The organism is Pauljensenia hongkongensis (assembly GCF_001746855.1).
GTDB lineage: Bacteria > Actinomycetota > Actinomycetes > Actinomycetales > Actinomycetaceae > Pauljensenia > Pauljensenia hongkongensis.
On record NZ_CP017298.1, the window covers coordinates 463,550 to 478,812 of the forward strand.

13 protein-coding genes are annotated in these 15,263 nt (G+C 72.2%); 1 reads left to right on the top strand and 12 read right to left on the bottom strand.

Going from position 1 to position 15,263, the window contains the following annotated elements; genetic code table 11:
- From murC to dinB, 12 genes are all read right to left on the bottom strand, one after another.
- Positions 1–1,371, bottom strand: a 1,371-nt coding sequence (gene murC / locus BH719_RS01950) for a UDP-N-acetylmuramate--L-alanine ligase (RefSeq protein ID WP_009743053.1), incomplete at its 3' end; no start/stop codon positions are given.
- Complete coding sequence (locus BH719_RS01955; protein WP_009743054.1) at positions 1,371–2,489, bottom strand: UDP-N-acetylglucosamine--N-acetylmuramyl-(pentapeptide) pyrophosphoryl-undecaprenol N-acetylglucosamine transferase; 1,119 nt, start codon at positions 2,487–2,489, stop codon at positions 1,371–1,373. The genes BH719_RS01955 and murC, both read right to left, overlap by 1 nt.
- Positions 2,490–2,516: 27 nt before the next feature.
- Positions 2,517–3,800 carry an FtsW/RodA/SpoVE family cell cycle protein gene (locus tag BH719_RS01960; protein ID WP_050790608.1) on the bottom strand — a complete coding sequence of 428 codons (1,284 nt, stop codon included), beginning with the start codon at positions 3,798–3,800 and terminating at the stop codon, positions 2,517–2,519.
- Positions 3,797–5,251 (bottom strand): UDP-N-acetylmuramoyl-L-alanine--D-glutamate ligase, encoded by a 1,455-nt coding sequence (gene murD, locus BH719_RS01965; protein ID WP_009743056.1) that lies wholly within the window; start codon positions 5,249–5,251, stop codon positions 3,797–3,799. Before murD ends, BH719_RS01960 begins: the two co-directional genes overlap by 4 nt.
- On the bottom strand, positions 5,248–6,333 hold the full coding sequence (gene mraY, locus BH719_RS01970; RefSeq protein ID WP_009743057.1) for a phospho-N-acetylmuramoyl-pentapeptide-transferase: 1,086 nt from the start codon (positions 6,331–6,333) through the stop codon (positions 5,248–5,250). Before mraY ends, murD begins: the two co-directional genes overlap by 4 nt.
- Positions 6,330–7,736 carry a UDP-N-acetylmuramoyl-tripeptide--D-alanyl-D-alanine ligase gene (locus BH719_RS01975; protein WP_009743058.1) on the bottom strand — a complete coding sequence of 469 codons (1,407 nt, stop codon included), beginning with the start codon at positions 7,734–7,736 and terminating at the stop codon, positions 6,330–6,332. Before BH719_RS01975 ends, mraY begins: the two co-directional genes overlap by 4 nt.
- A gap of 28 nt (positions 7,737–7,764) precedes the next feature.
- Entirely contained in the window at positions 7,765–9,495 is a 1,731-nt protein-coding gene (locus BH719_RS01980; protein WP_034255144.1) for a peptidoglycan D,D-transpeptidase FtsI family protein, read from the bottom strand.
- Positions 9,496–9,509: 14 nt separating this feature from the next.
- The gene (gene ftsL / locus BH719_RS01985) at positions 9,510–9,902 is read right to left on the bottom strand and encodes a cell division protein FtsL (RefSeq protein ID WP_009743060.1); all 393 of its coding nucleotides are present in this window, start codon (positions 9,900–9,902) and stop codon (positions 9,510–9,512) included.
- Positions 9,899–10,939, bottom strand: coding sequence for a 16S rRNA (cytosine(1402)-N(4))-methyltransferase RsmH (gene rsmH, locus BH719_RS01990; RefSeq protein WP_034255515.1), 1,041 nt, complete (start codon positions 10,937–10,939; stop codon positions 9,899–9,901). The genes ftsL and rsmH overlap by 4 nt, the downstream gene beginning before the upstream one ends.
- A 110-nt stretch (positions 10,940–11,049) precedes the next feature.
- Complete coding sequence (gene mraZ / locus BH719_RS01995; protein WP_005869478.1) at positions 11,050–11,481, bottom strand: division/cell wall cluster transcriptional repressor MraZ; 432 nt, start codon at positions 11,479–11,481, stop codon at positions 11,050–11,052.
- Positions 11,482–13,150: 1,669 nt separating this feature from the next.
- A complete protein-coding gene (locus BH719_RS02000; RefSeq protein ID WP_009743063.1) occupies positions 13,151–13,546 on the bottom strand; it encodes a DUF3040 domain-containing protein in 396 nt (131 codons plus the stop codon).
- 37 nt (positions 13,547–13,583) lie between these two features.
- Complete coding sequence (gene dinB, locus BH719_RS02005) at positions 13,584–14,834, bottom strand: DNA polymerase IV (protein WP_009743064.1); 1,251 nt, start codon at positions 14,832–14,834, stop codon at positions 13,584–13,586.
- A 38-nt stretch (positions 14,835–14,872) separates the two neighbouring features.
- Between dinB and BH719_RS09495 the strand changes: the two genes are divergently transcribed.
- Positions 14,873–15,263: SAM-dependent methyltransferase (locus BH719_RS09495; RefSeq protein ID WP_034255146.1), on the top strand; the 391-nt coding region annotated here is incomplete at its 3' end.

The window sequence follows — 15,263 nt, forward strand, 5'->3', positions numbered from 1 at the left end:
GAACTCCAGGACATCGGCCCCGCACGAGGTGATGGACCCGGCGCCCATCGTGATGAGGATCCCCCCCTCGTCGACCAGGCCCGCCCCGGTCCGGGCGGCCTCGTGCATGTCGGGCACGTGGAGGGAGCCGGGCAGGGCCGACGTGATCAGCGTCGAGTCGACGCCCGGCTCGGGGTCCTCGCGCGCCGCGTAGACGTCCGTGACGACCACGTGGTCGGCGGCTGCGAGCGCCTCGGCGAAACGCGCCGCGAAGATACGGGTGCGCGAGTACAGGTGCGGCTGGAACACGACGGTGACGCCGCCTGCCCCCGCGACGACGCGCGCCTGGCGCAGCGCGGCCGCCACCTCGGTCGGGTGGTGGGCGTAGTCGTCGAAGAGCCTGCGCGAGCCCACCCGGCCGCGCTCCTCGAAGCGCCGGGCCGTCCCGGTGAAGGAGGCGAGGCCGGCGGCCATCTCGGGCAGGCCCAATCCGAGCGCCGCCCCCGCCAGGAGGGCGGCCGTGGCGTTGAGCACGTTGTGCTCGCCCGCGACCGCGAGCCGGAGCACGGCCGCCTGGCCGTCCCACTCCACCCGCGCCGTCGATCCCGACGCGGTGGAGTCCACGTCCTCGATGGCGGCGTCGGGCCGTTGGGCGCAACGCCCCGGCCGCCCGTAGGTGATGGTGGTGATGCCCCGCTCCCGCGCGTGGGAGGCCAGGCGGGAGGCGCCCGGGTCCTCCGCGCAGGCGACCAGCGCCCCGCCCGGGACCAGGCGGGAGGCGAACTCGGCGAAGACCGCCTCGAAAGCCTCGCGGCTGCCGTAGCGGTCCAGGTGGTCGGGCTCCACGTTCGTCACGACCTCCACCGACGGCGAGTAGTTGAGGAAGGAGCCGTCCGACTCGTCGGCCTCGGCGACGAACACGTCCCCCGCGCCCAGGTGGGCGCCGGAGCCGAACTGCGGGACCACGCCGCCCACAGCGACGGACGGGTCCGCGCCGACGCTGCGCAGGGCGACTGCGAGCATGCCCGAGGTGGTGGTCTTCCCGTGGGCGCCGGCGACCCCCACGAAGCGCATGCCGGTGGCCGCCAGGGCCAGCGCCTCGGAGCGGTGGACGACCCTCTGGCCGCGCCCGCGGGCCGCCGCCAGCTCCGGGTTCGACTCGCGGATCGCCGTGGACACGACGACGACGGCGTCCGCTGGCACGTGCGCGGGGTCGTGCCCCGCGAAGACGGTGATCCCCAGGCCCCTGAGCCGCTCGAGGACCGGGGAGTCCGCCCGGTCCGACCCGGACACGCGGGCGCCGCGCGAGGCGAGGAGCTCGGCGACGACGCTCATGCCCGCCCCTCCGATCCCGATGAAGTGGTAGCGGCCGGCGATGTCGAGGCCGCTCATCAGCTCTCGCCCCGCGCCACGTCGATGACGATCCCGGCCAGCTCGGCAGCGGCGCCCGCGCGCCCCAGTTGGCGCGAGGCGCTGGCCATGCCGTCCAGCCGTGCCGAGCCGAGCAGCGGGAAGACCGTGTTCCGCACGACATCGGCTGTGAAGTCCTTGTCGGCGAACAGCTGCGCGCCGCCCGCCGCCACGTGGTCCGCGGCGTTGAGCCTCTGCTCGCCGTTGCCGATCGGCAGCGGCACGTACACGCACGGCAGCCCCAGGGCCTCCATCTCCGCCACGGTCCCCGCGCCGGAGCGGCACACCACCAGGTCGGCGACGGCCAGGGCGTCCTCCATCTGGGACAGGTAGTCGATGACCAGCCAGCGCTCCCCCACGCCCGCGGCGCGGACCGCCTCGCGGACGGGGGCGTCCTTCCCCCGCCCCGTCAGGTGGACCACCTGGGCGCCGTCGGGCAGTGCGGCGGCCGCCGCCGTCATCTGCTCGTTGATGTGGAGCGCCCCCAGTGACCCCCCTGTGACCAGGAGCGTGTGGGCGCCCGGGTCGATGCCGAGGCGCGAGGCCGCCTCCTCGCGGGAGCGCCTGGCCCCCTCCTCGTCGCGGCGCCGCTGCGCCAGGGAGGCGATGGCGGCCCGCAGCGGCAGGCCCGTCGTGACGGTCCGCCCCCGCTTCGCCCTCAGCGGCGACGAGTCGAAGGTGAGGGCGACCACCCGGGCGCGCCGCGCCCCGACCTTGTTCGCTATCCCCGGTCTGGCGTTCTGCTCGTGGACGACCACTGGCACGCCCGTTCTGTGCGCCGCCGAGTAGGCCGGAGTCGACACGTAGCCGCCGAACCCCACCAGCGCGTCCGCCCCCTCCAGGGCCTCCTCGCACAGGCGGCGGGCGGAGCGCCACCTCGACGGCAGCGAGAAGAACTCCAGCGAGGGGCGCCGGGGCAGGGGGACCCTCGGGATCTCGACCAGGGGGAAGCCCGCCGCGGGCACCAGATCCGCCTCGAGGCCCTGCGCGGTGCCCAGGACGGACACCTCGCACCCCAGATCCCGCAACTGCGCCGCCGTGGCGAGCAGCGGGTTGACGTGCCCCGCAGTCCCGCCACCGGCCATGACAACCTTGACCACGTGAACTCCTAACGATCGGGCCCCAGTCTATCGGGCCGAGCGCTTCTTCGGCGCCACCCGGGGGTCCCTCCCGGCCGACGCCTCGTCCGGCCGCCCCACCATGGACATCCCGGCCCCCGCGCGCGCGAAGGAGGCGACGACGCCGACGGCGAGCGCGGTGAACAGGAACGAGGACCCGCCGTAGGACACCAGGGGCAGCGGAACGCCGATGACGGGCCCCATGCCCGTCACGGACAGGACGTTGATGACCGTTTGGGCGCCGATCCACGTGGCCGTGCCGCCGGCGGCCACGGCGACGAACGGGTCCTGGGCGTTGCGGCACACGCGCATCATGCCCGTCACCAGGGCGCCGACGCACACCAGGACCAGCAGCGTCCCGCCCAGTCCCAGCTCCTCGCCGATGATCGCCAGGATGAAGTCCGTGTGCGCGGCCTGCAGGTAGTTCCACTTCTCACGCGACGCGCCCACCCCCAGGCCCGTGAGCCCGCCCGAGCCCAGCGCCCACAGGGAGTGGTCGATCTGCTCGGGCGCCGACAGGTCCCTCTCGCCCGCCGTTCCGGGCAGGACCGCCAGGATCCTGCGGATGCGCGTGGGGTTCGACATGACCAGCCAGACGGCGGCCGCGCCCGCCAGGGCCCCGAGGACCGCGAACCACTTCTTGGGCAGCCCCGCGATGAAGAGCGCGCCGACCGCAGCCGCGAACACGACCATGGCGGTGCCCATGTCGCGCCCGAGCATGACGGCGCCCAGGGCGATCAGCATCGGCACGGCCGCGCACTTCGCCATCGTCCTGAGGTCGCCGAGCCGTCCCTGATGGCGTTCGAGCAGTTGGGCGAGCAGGATGATGAGCGCGAGTTTGAGCAGCTCGGAGGGCTGCGCCGTGAAACCGCCGGGCAGGCGCACCCAGTTGGCGTTGCCGCCCTGGGCCATGCCCAAGGGGCTGAGGACGAGCGCCTGGAACACGACGGACACGGCGAACATGGGGATCGCGGCCACGTACCACCAGTTGCGGGGCACCCGCGAGGCCGCCATGGCGACGATCACGGCCACCACGATGATGATCGCGGGCTTGACGTACTCCAAGTAGGGGTTGTTGCCCCGGGCGATGTTCGTGACCGTCTGCGCGGAGAAGCCCATCACCATGCCGAGGAACACGAGGACCAGGGTGGGGAGCACGATGAGGTAGTAGGTGACCGCGGGGTTGTCCTCGTGGACCTGGCCGGAGCCGAAGCGGATGCGCGGCAGTTCCCGGGCGCCGATCCGCCAGCGGCGTTCGGCCCCCGTCCCCCGCTGGGCGCCGCGCGCGCTCATGGGCGCCCGCCCCACTGCGCGGCCAGGCGCCGGACGGCGTCGGCGAAGGCCTCGCCCCTGCGCGCGTAGTCGTGGAACTGGTCCCACGAGGCGCAGGCGGGCGCCAGGACCACTGTGTTGCCCGGGACGGACAGGGCGACGGCCTCGTTGACCACGGAGAACATCCAGTCCTCGTGGCCGTCGACCTCCACGCGCGGCACCCCGGGGGCGCACTCGTCCAGGGCCGCGGCCAGCGCGGAGCGGTCCCGGCCGATCACGACGACGCCGCGCAGCACCGGCTCGACGGCCCTGATGAGGTCGTGGAAGTCCTGGCCCTTGGCGTCCCCGCCCACGATCCACACCGCGGAGCGCGGGGGCAGGCCCGCCAGCGAGGCGCGGGCAGCGTGCGCGTTCGTCGCCTTCGAGTCGTCGATCCACGTCAGGTCCGCCGCGTGGCCGATGACCGCACGGCGGTGCCCGGCGGGGCGGAAGGAGCGCAGCCCCTCCTCGACGGCCTCCGCCTCGACCCCGTACGCGCGCGCCAGCGCGGCCGCGGCGAGCGCGTCCGACAGCGCCGCCGCCGAGGGGTGGGGCCCGTAGGCGGCAGACAGATCCGACACGTGCGCCAGGGCGAGCGCGTGGTGGGCCCGGTCCTCGACGAAGGCGCGATCCACCAGCAGGCCCTCGACGATGCCGAGTTGCGAGACCAAGGGGGCTCCGAGAGCCAGGCCGATAGCGCGCGCCCCCTCGACGACGTCCGCGTTCTCAACCATTGCCTCCACGCGCCGATCCGAGGCGGGGTAGACGCAGGCGCGGACCGTGTTCTGGTAGACGCGGGCCTTGTCGACCGCGTACGCCTCCGCGCTGCCGTGCCAGTCCAGGTGGTCAGCATCCACGTTCAGGCAGATCGAGGCCAGGGGGGACACCGAGTGGGCCGTGTGCAGTTGGAAGCTCGACAGCTCGACGGCGAAGACCTCGGCGGCGGAGTCGATGGCGCGTGTGATCGGGGTGCCGATGTTGCCCACCTCGGCGGCGTCGGCCCCGCTCGCCCGCAGGATCTCGCCCAGCATCCCCACCGTGGTGGTCTTCCCGTTCGTGCCCGTCACGCACAGCCACGGGCGCCCGGCGCGGGGGCCCGCCTCCTGGAGGCGCCAGGCGAGCTCCACCTCGCCCCACACCTCGATCCCGGCCGCCCTGGCGCGGGCGAACACTGGCGAGCGCGGGGGGACGCCCGGGGACACGACGACGACGGCGGGCCGCATGCCCACGACAAGGTCGGCCAGCTGCCCGGCGTCCGCCTCGACGGACAGGGGGACGCCCGCCGCCTCGTCGAAGTGGAGGGTGCCGCCGTCCTTGGCGTCGAAGGCGCGCACGTCGAATCCGCGCGAGGCGAGGGCCCCGGCGGCTCCCTGCCCGCTGCGCCCCCATCCGACGACCGCGATCGGCGAGGCGGGGGCCGGCAGGGCGCTCATCGGGCGGACACCCACTCCGCGTAGAAGGCGCCCGCCCCCGCCACGGCGAAGAGCGCGGCTATCAGCCAGAAGCGGATCACGATCGTGACCTCCTTCCAGCCCTTGAGCTCGAAGTGGTGGTGCAGGGGCGCCATGCGGAAGACCCGCTTGCCTGTGGCCTTGAACACGCCGATCTGGATGACGTCGGAGAGCACGACCAGGACGAAGAGCCCGCCGATGACCACGGCGAGGAGCTGGGTCTGGGTGAGGACCGACAGTCCGGCCACCGCTCCCCCCAGTGCCAGGGCGCCCGTGTCGCCCATGAAGATCTGGGCGGGGGAGGCGTTCCACCACAGGAACCCGGCCAGCGCCCCGATGAGGGCGGCGCAGAAGATCGCCAGATCCAGGGGGTCGCGGGTCGTGTAGCAGTTGGTGACGTTCACGGTCCCGCCCGTGCAGTCCTGGATGCGCTGGAAGTAGGTGATGAACGTGTAGGCGCCGAAGACGAAGATCGAGGCGCCGGTGGCCAGGCCGTCGAGGCCGTCCGTCAGGTTCGTCGCGTTCGACCACGCGGCGACGATGAGGTTGGTCCACAGCAGGTAGAGGACCACTCCGAGGGCGAAGCCGGCGAAGCCCAGGGTCAGGGCGGTGGGGCGGGCCACGGAGATCGACAGGGTGCCGGGCACCTGCCCGTAGGCGTTGGGGCCGACCAGGGTGCCGATGGCGAAGAGGGAGGCGACTGCCACCTGGCCGGCTATCTTTCCGCTGGGGTGCAGGCCGAGCGAGCGCTGGCGCATGATCTTGATGCCGTCGTCGAGCAGGCCGATGGCGCCCAGGCCCACGAAGAGGAAGACCAGGAGCACTCCGGACCACGACGGGCCCACCCCGGTGATCAAGGAGCCTGCCAGCCAGGCGACCACCGCCGCGATGATGATGACCAGGCCGCCCATGGTGGGCGTGCCCCTCTTGGTGAGGTGCTGGGTCGGGCCGTCCTGGCGGATGAACTGGCCGTACTGGTGGGTGATGAGGTAGCGGATGAGCAGGGGCGTTCCGCTGATGGAGATGGCCATCGCGATAACGAACGCCGCAATCAGACCGATCATCGGGTGGTCGCCTCCTCCAGGAGGCCGTCGGCCACCTGCCATGAATACGAGTTGTAAGAGCCCTTCACCAGGACGACGCAGTCGTCGGTGAGCCGGTCGAGGACGGCCGCCAGCGCGGCGCCCGGATCCTCGACGAGGACGCGGTCGGGCACGGACGCGGCGCCCTCGCTGTAGTAGTGCGCGTCGCGGCCCAAGCCGATGAGGGCGTCGACCCCCGCCCCGGAGAGCATCGCGCCGACGGCGCGGTGGGTGGCGGGGCTGTCCTCGCCGAGCTCGAGCATCTCGGACAGGACGGCGATGGTGCGCCGCCCCTTCCCGATGGCCTCCAGCGCGGCGACGGCCGCCCGCATCGAGTCGATGTTCGCGTTGTAGGAGTCGTCGATGAGGGTCAGGGGGACCGCGCCGATACGCAGGCCGCGCACGTCCATGCGGTGGGGGCTCAGCGCCCGCGCCCCGCTGAGGGCCCGCGCGATGAGGGGCAGGCCCAGGCCGAGCGCGCGCGCCCCGGCGGCCGCTGCCAGCGCGTTGGCCACGTGGTGGGCGCCGACGAGGGACAGGGAGACGGGCTCCCTGCCCTCGGGGGCTGCCAGGGTGAAGGAGGCCCGGCCGGCGGCGTCCACGCGCACGTCCTCGGCGACCACGTCGGCGCCGACGCCGCTGGGCGAGAAGCGCACAACGGGGCCCTTGGCCCGCGGGGCCATGGCGGCGACGTTGGGGTCGTCCGCGTTGAGGACGGCTGTGGCGCCCTGGCGGGACCCTTCGATGAGCTCGGCCTTCGCCTCGGCGACCCCGGCCACGGATCCGAACCCGCCCATGTGCGCGTGGCCGACGACGAGCTCGATGGCGACATCGGGGGGCGCGATGCGGGTGAGGTAGGCGATGTGCCCGGGGCCCGACGCGCCCATCTCCAGCACGAGGTGGCGGGTGGACTCGTCGGCGGTGAGCACGGTCAGGGGCAGGCCGACCTCGTTGTTGAAGGAGAGCCTGGGGGCGACGGTGGGGGCGTCGGCGGAGAGCACCTGCAGGAGCAGGTCCTTCGTGGTGGTCTTCCCGACCGACCCGGTGACGGCCACGACGTCGATGGCGCCCCCCGCGCGGAGCGCCTCCAGGTGGGCGCGCGCCAGGTCCCCCAGGGCCCCGGTGGCGTCCCCGACCACGACCTGGGTGATCGGCGGGCAATCGGACAGGTCGACGACGCGCTCGACCAGGGCGCACACGGCGCCGGCGCGGGCGGCGGACGCCACGTAGTCGTGGCCGTCGGCGTTCTCCCCCCTGCGCGCCACGTAGACCCCGCCGGGGGCCGCTTCGCGCGAATCGGTGACGACGGGGCCGTTGGCGGAGACGTCCGGCCCGTGGACGACGCCCCGGGTCGCTTCCGCGATCCACGTTGCGCTGCGCTGCATGTGTTTCCTCCAAGCCTTGGAATCGACGTCACTGGGGTTTCGAGGGGTACAGCTCCGCCGGGGTCGACGAGGCCGGGATGCCCAGGTTGTTCACCGCGGTGCGCGCGACATCGCCGAAGAGCGGCGCCGACGAGTCCGAGGAGATGACGTCCACCTTCGGATTGTAGAGCACCACGGAGATCGCCAGGCGGGGGGCGTCGGCGGGGATGATGCCCGCAGTCGTTGAGACGATGCCCTCCTGGCCGTTGACCACGATGTCGGCCGTGCCGGTCTTCACACCGAGGCGGTAGCCCTCGACCTTCGCGGCCGCCCCTGTGCCGTTCTTGTCCTCGACGACCGACTCCATCATGGACAGGAGCTGGGCCGCCGTGGAGGCCCCCATGACCTGGACGGGCTCATCGGCCTCGGGGGCCTCCACCGTGCCGTCGGCGTTCGTCCACGACTTGACCAGGTGCGGGCTCAGGCGCGTCCCGCCGTTGCCGATGGCGGCCAGCATCGACACCTCCTGCAGGGCCGTGACCATGTAGGCCTGCCCGAACATCGTCACGTAGTGGTCGCGCCCCTGCCACTGCTCGCCCACCAGCCCGGGGGACTCTCCCGCCAGCTCGATCCCGGTGCCCGCGCCGAAGCCCATCCGCTCCATCATGTCGCGGCGCTGGGCGTCGGAGAGGGTCTCGCCGATCAGGACGGTGCCCGTGTTGGACGACTCCGCCAGGATCCCGGTGGCGGTGAGCGCCTCGGTGCCGTGCTGGTGGTAGTCGGTGATGGGCCCGCCCGCGTCGGCGTAGTCCAGGGAGTAGGGCACGTCGAAGACGCTCGTGGGCGTGATGGTCCCGAAGTCCAGTCCCGCGGCGATGGTGGCGAGCTTGCCCACCGAGCCGGGCTCGAAGGCGTACTGCACGCCGGCGACCGGCTGGGGCTTGGCGTTGTCCGGCGGGGTGGAGTCCGAGTCCGCCATCACCAGGATCTGCCCCGTGGATATGTCCTCGATGACGACGGTCCCCCACTCGGCCTGGTGGCGGCTGACACGGGCGTCCAGCATGTCCTGGATCTGGTGCTGCAGGTCCGCGTGGATCGTCGTCTGCAGGCTCCCCCCGTTGACGGGCTCGACGGTGGTCCGCTTGCCTCCCGGCATGATCGCCCCGTTGGGCGCGGTCTCGAACGCCTCCTCGCCCGGCCTGCCGGTGAGGAGGTCGTCGAACCGCGACTCCAGCCCCGACGACCCCTGCCCCTCGGCGTTGACCGTGCCGATGAGTGGCGCCGCCACGTTCCCGTTGGGGTAGGAGCGCTGGTACACGGCCTCCCATTCGATGCCATGGATGTCCAGGGCCCGGATCTGCCGGTAGGTGACCGCGTCGACGTTGCGCTTGAGGTAGACGTAGGTGGAGTCGCCCAGCAGCCGGCCCCCGAGCTCGGCCTCGTCCATGCCGAGCAGGGGAGCCAGCTGGCGGGCGGCCTCGGCGGGGCCCCGGCCCACCTCGTCGCCGTTGTCGTCCTCGTGGACGTAGGCGCGGATGTTGATCTGGTTCACCGCGATGTCGTAGGTGAGGATCGAGTCTGCCAGGACCACTCCCGTCGCGTCGGTGATGGAGCCGCGTTTGGCGGCGACCTCGCTGGAGTGCGTCCTGATGGACTGGCCCTCCGCCGCCAGCGTCGGCCCGGCGATGATCTGCAGGTAGACGAGGCGCATCGAGCACGCGACCAGGAAGACGACGATGGTGTAGAGGATCCCCCGGGATCTGCTGTAGGTCAGGGACACCCGGACCTCCTTACTCACTGGGCGGGCTTACCGCCTTCGACAGTACCCGTTCCCAGGGTGATGAACCCAGTGGGACCTGCGGGGACCATGCCATTGGCCCTCGCCGCCGCCTCCAGCGCGCTGGGCGAGGCGGCCTCGTCGAGCTGCGCCCGCAGCGCCCACGACTGCGCTTCGAGCTCGTTGAGCTGGAGCTGCTGCTCGCGGATCTCGAAGGCGGTCTGCGCCATGCGCGTGTTGAGGATCATCGAGACGACCACTGCGGCGATGGCCACGGCGACGACCGCGATGGTGCCCATGAGCACGGAGCGGCGGGGGCGCTTGCCCTCGACGATGCGCAGTTCCCTGGCCTCGTCGCGGCGGAGCTCGGGGCGGGGCGCCGGGCGAGTGGTTGCGGTTGCTGCGCTCATTGGTGTTCCTTCCACGGTCGGATGAGCTCGGCTCCGCGCAGGCGCACGGAGGCCGAACGGGGGTTCTTCTCTTGTTCGCTTGCGGGCGCCCGGCCGGCCCCGCGGGTGAGGAGCGCCAGCCTGGGGCGCGCCTCGTCGGGGACGACGGGCAGTCCGGGGGGAGCGGAGACGGTCGATCCGCCCCGCAGCACGTTCTTCACGATCCGGTCCTCCAGGCTCTGGTAGGATTCGACGACCAGGCGCCCTCCCACGCGCAGGGACGCCAGCGCGGCGGGCAGCGCCCGCTCGAGGATGGCGAGCTCGTCGTTGACGGCAACGCGCAGCGCCTGGAAGGTGCGTTTGGCGGGGTTCCCGCCCGTGCGCCTGGCGGGGGCCGGGATGGCCTCGCGGACGATGTCGACCAGTTGGCCGGTGCGCGTCAGGGGCTGGGCGCCGCGCCTGGCGACGACGAGCCTGGCGATGCGCGGGGCGAAGCGCTCCTCCCCGTAGGCCCTGAGGATCCGGGTGATCTCCTCCTGGGGGGCGGTGGCCAGCAACTCGGCGGCGCTCACCCCACGCGTGGGGTCCATGCGCATGTCGAGCGGCGCGTCCTGGGAGTAGGAGAAGCCCCGTTCCGCGTCGTCGAGCTGGAGGGAGGAGACGCCGAGGTCCATGAGCACTCCGTCGGCCTCCCCCCGCGGAGCGTGGTCGGCGACCACCTGGCCGATGGAGTCGTAGGTGGCGCGCACGGCGAGGAAGCGGGGGCCGAACCCCTCCAGGCGTTTGCTGGCGAGGGCGACGGCCTCGGGGTCGCGGTCGATGCCGATGACGACGAGGCCGGGGAAGCGCCGCAGCGCGCCCTCGGTGTGGCCCCCCATCCCCAGGGTCGCGTCGATGAGCACTGAACCGGGGCCCTCGATCGCGGGGGCCAGCATGTCGAGGCACTCGTCGAGGAGGACCGGGGTGTGGAGCTCCGCCGCGTTACGGGTGTTACAAATGTTGTAGGAGTGCTCCGTGTGGCGCGACGAAGCGTGCGATGCACCCTGTGCCTCGTCCATGTGCGCCTCCTTGGCGGCCTTGTACACAGCCCGTCCACCCAGGTCCCCTACCGCTTTCCGCCACCGGGGAAGTGATGTCGGAGCAGCGGGCGGAGACCTGGACGCACGGGTTAGAACATCCCGGGAATAACCTCTTCCGCAGTACTGGAGAAGACCTCCTCCTGGACGGCGAGGTACTCGCGCCAGGCTGAGGAGTTCCAGATCTCGGCCCTCGAGCCCGCACCGATGACGGTGAGCTCGCGGTCCAGGCCCGCGTATTTACGCAGGTCGGCCGGGACGGAGATCCGCCCCTGCTTGTCTGGAACCTCCTTGTACGCGCCCGAGAGCATGACGCGGATCCAGTCGCGCGCCTGTTTCGACGACAGGGGCGCGCGGCGCAGCTCAGCGGTCATGTTCTCGAATTCCGCAGCGGGGAACGCGTACACGCAGTGCTCCTGTCCGCGGGTGAGGACGATGCCGCCCTCCATGTCCTCGCGGAAACGAGCTGGGAGGAACATGCGCCCCTTGTCGTCGAGCTTGGGCTCGTACGTACCGAGGAACATGCCACCCCCTCCCCTCTTCGGAACTTTCCCCCACTTTACCCCACCACCAGCAAATGTTACGGCGAGGTCACGGGCGTGTCACCATATTTCACTTTAGAAACACGCGTATTTCCAAGGAAAATTCTTGGTGGAGCAAAGTGGGGAAAGTTATCACACACTTTTCCTCCCGGCGCGTCGCGCGAATCCCGCCGCCCCCAGAGGTGACGGCCCCATTCCGTCGGGATTCCAACGATCCTGGGCGGTCCTGCGGCCGCGGCAACGGGGATGGGGAGGGAAGTGGGGCAAGCGGTGGAGGAAGGTGGGGAGGAGGGTGGAGGGCGCCCCCTCGCGCTACGGGCCCTGGTGCCGGGGCTGCGCACTGTTGGGCGCTTCGGGGTGCGGCAACGCGCAGGGCCCGAGCTGGTCGCCGTAGCCGAAGCCGCCGGTGGACCCGGGCGGGGGGCGTCCGTGGACGTGTCCACTTGCAGGGGCCCGCGTGCGCGGCGGGCCGAAAGCCCCACCCGGCGCACGCCAGCCTCCTGCCCCATCGCCCACCGCTACCGCAGCGCCGCCGAACGCTGTTCCAACCACCCCGAGCGCCACCGGGCTCCCGCCGCCCGCACCAACAAGCCACCACCCGCATCACCGGCACCGGCCACCGGCCACCGGCTCGAACGACTCGCACAACACGCCCTGCACCTGCACCTGCACCTGCACCACTTAGGCACTGCCCGCACCACTTAGGCCCCCGACATGCCGGGAGAACCAGGGCCCGCCCGGGCCTAAGTGGTGCAACGGCAGGCTAAGTGGCGCAGTGACGCACTAAGTGCCGCAACCGCGGACGGATCCCGCAACACGGCGCACTAAGTGCCACAACCGCGGGCGGATCCCGCAGCGCGGAGCGAGAAACCGCACAAACACCTACAACGCACCACACACACAGCCCCTCCCCACAACCACGCGCGCGAAGAACCGGAACCAGAGCACACGGCCCACAACACCTAAGCGCTGCAAAGCCGCCCCGACCACAGCGGGCACAGTGGCGCTGGGCGCCCCTCCTTTGCGCGCAACCCCCGGTTGCGCGCACAAGGACCAAGACCACCCAACACAACATCGTGCGAGCCCCAACGACTGGACCCATTGGAGGGAGGTGGAGGGCGCCCCCTCGCGCCGCCCCTATGTGGGCCGCCTCAGCCGCCAGCCGATCCCCTGCGCCCGAACCGCCGCCCCCACGCCGCTAGGCCCCGGTGGAGGAAGGTTGGGGAAGGGGTGGAGAGCGCCCCCTCGCGCCGCCCCCGTGGCTGAGTGCGGTGGGCCGTCGACATGCCGACTGGCCTCCGGCGCTGCCTTCCCGGGCGCAGCGATTCGCATCGGAGCAGGCGATCCGCATCGGAGCAGGAAACCACCCATCGGGGTAGGCGAATTGGCTACCCCAATGACCTGCTGCCCACCCCAATGACCCGTTGTCCACCCCAATGCGGACACGCCTCGGCCTACATGGCGCCTCCCTCACCCTCCCGGGAGCGCACGACCACAGCGCCCCCGCTCCGCGACGCGCGGATGGCTGCAACGCCCTGCGCGCCGAGCCCAGGGCCATGGCCCCCACCCCGTAGCGGCGCGGGTTGGAAGCCGGTCGCAGTGTCAATGGCCCCCACCCCGCAGCGGCGCGGGCTGGAAGCCGGTCGCAGTGTCAGTCGTTGTCGCGGCGGTCGTCCCAGCGCCGCTCCTGGTCCTCGATGAAGGAGTCCCAGCCCCGCTTCTCCTCGCGCTTGGGAGTCTTCGCCTGGCGGGCGGGGCCCGTGCCCTTCGGACGGGACAGGGCGTAGAGGATCCCCGTCGTCATCAAGGCGAATCCGACGACGCCGAGGGCCAGCGAGGCGGCCGAGTAGCCCAGTGAGACGGCCCCGATGAGGACGAGCAGCCCTATGACCAGAACCGTTCCCCCCGCGGCGATCCGCCTGGGCGCCAGAGGGCCGCGCTCCTGCGGGGCCGGCGCGCTCATCTGCTTGGCGAGCCCCGGGCTCTCCGCGGCGAGCTCGGCTTCCATCTGCTCGAGGACTTTCTTCTCGTAGTCTGTCAGAGCCATGGGACTCACCTTCTCTTGCGCGTCTGGTGGTTCTAGCTTAATGCGTTTCCGCCCCTGGGGACGACCCCGTCTGGCCCGTGGATTCCAACAAGGTGGCGGGCCTGAGGCTGGCGTCCCCGTATTTCTCACGGATCCTGTCCATCGCGCGCTCGCTCTTGGCCGGCCTGTCGTCCCCGTCGAGGGGGGTGGCCACCCCCGACGACCTGGCCTGGAGCCTGTCGACGCGCACTCCGAACAGGCGCACTCCGCCCGAGGGGATGGGGAGCCGCGCGAACAGGGCGCCGGCCGCCTGGGCGATCTCGCGCCCCACGTCCGTGGGCGCGGCCAGGGCGGTGGAACGGGTGATGGTGTGGAACGCCCCGTCCCGCATTTTGATCGCGACCCCCCACCCGACCATGTCGGCGGCGCGCAAGCGCCTCGCGCAGTCGTGGGAGGCGGCGACGATGAACCGTTCGATGCCTACGCGGTCGTGGACGTTGTCGTCGAAGGTTCGCTCGGTGGACACGGATTTCTCCTCCCCGCCGCCCCCCACGCGCCTGGTGTCGATGCCCCATGCGAGGTCGTGGAGGTGGTGGGCGGACGCGGTCCCCACGAGGCGCGCCAGCCTGGCGAGCGGCAGGTCCGCCAGCTGGCCGACGGTGTCGATGCCCTCGCGTTGGAGGACGGCTCCGGTCTTGCCGCCGACTCCCCACAGCGCGCCGACGGGCAGGCCGCGCAGGAAGTCCACGGTCGCCGCCTCGGGGACGAGCAGCAGGCCGTCGGGCTTGGCGTTCGACGAGGCGATCTTCGCCACGGATTTGGTGGCGGCGATCCCCACCGAGGCGGGAAGGCCGACGCGCCCGCGGATCTCGGCGCGGATCCTCTGGGCGATCGCGACGGGCGGTCCGAGGCGGCGGCGCGCCCCCGACACGTCGAGGAAGGCCTCGTCGATGCTGACCTGCTCGACGACGGGGGTGATGGAGGAGAGCACCCCCATGACCGCCTGGGAGTAGCGCCGGTAGAGGCCGTGCCTGCCGGGCACGACGTTCGCCGCGGGGCACAGCGCCCGGGCGCGGCCGATGGGCATTCCGGCGCGCACGCCCCGCGCCCGCGCCCCGTAGGTGGCGCTGGTGACCACTCCCCTGTTGCCGTGCCCGCCCACGATGAGCGGCGCGCCCGCCAGCGACGGGTTCTCCCGCAGCTCGACCTGGGCGAAGAACGAGTCCATGTCCACGTGGAGTATCGGCGCGGCCGAGTCGTCGTCGCCCCACCAGCGGGCGCCTCGCGTGTCGCGTGGGGCGTTCGACATGGTTCCTCCTCGTCCGGGGTGCGGTTACAGTGTGTCCCATGGCTCGCGCTTCTTCGACTTCAACGGTGTTTTTCCCGACGGACCTGGGGCACGCCGAGATCCGGTGGGACGGCCCGCGGGCGACCCTGCTGCTGGACGGCGTGGAGTCGTCGGCCGTTGACGCCTCGGACCCGTCGTACCTGGAGTTCGAGTACATGCAGCACATGTCCTGCGCGCTCGGGGCGGCCCTGCCCCCGCCCGGGCCCGTGCGCGCCCTCCACCTGGGAGGAGCGGCGTGCGCGCTCGCCTGCGCCTGGGAGGCCGCGCGCCCGGGCTCCCGGCAGGTGTGCGTCGAGGTGGACGCGCTCCTGGCGGAGCGGGTCCGCGAGCACTTCCCCATCCCCCGCTCCCCCCGGGTGCGGATCCGGGTGGGGGACGGGCGCGCGGTCG

Bases quoted from the DNA above. Each gene is read 5' to 3' on its own strand.
- BH719_RS01960 (WP_050790608.1), bottom strand. From the start codon at position 3,800: ATGAGCGCGCGCGGCGCCCAGCGGGGGACGGGGGCCGAACGCCGCTGG.
- murD (WP_009743056.1), bottom strand. From the start codon at position 5,251: ATGAGCGCCCTGCCGGCCCCCGCCTCGCCGATCGCGGTCGTCGGATGG.
- mraY (WP_009743057.1), bottom strand. From the start codon at position 6,333: ATGATCGGTCTGATTGCGGCGTTCGTTATCGCGATGGCCATCTCCATC.
- BH719_RS01975 (WP_009743058.1), bottom strand. From the start codon at position 7,736: ATGCAGCGCAGCGCAACGTGGATCGCGGAAGCGACCCGGGGCGTCGTC.
- ftsL (WP_009743060.1), bottom strand. From the start codon at position 9,902: ATGAGCGCAGCAACCGCAACCACTCGCCCGGCGCCCCGCCCCGAGCTC.
- rsmH (WP_034255515.1), bottom strand. From the start codon at position 10,939: ATGGACGAGGCACAGGGTGCATCGCACGCTTCGTCGCGCCACACGGAG.
- mraZ (WP_005869478.1), bottom strand. From the start codon at position 11,481: ATGTTCCTCGGTACGTACGAGCCCAAGCTCGACGACAAGGGGCGCATG.
- BH719_RS02000 (WP_009743063.1), bottom strand. From the start codon at position 13,546: ATGGCTCTGACAGACTACGAGAAGAAAGTCCTCGAGCAGATGGAAGCC.
- dinB (WP_009743064.1), bottom strand. From the start codon at position 14,834: ATGTCGAACGCCCCACGCGACACGCGAGGCGCCCGCTGGTGGGGCGAC.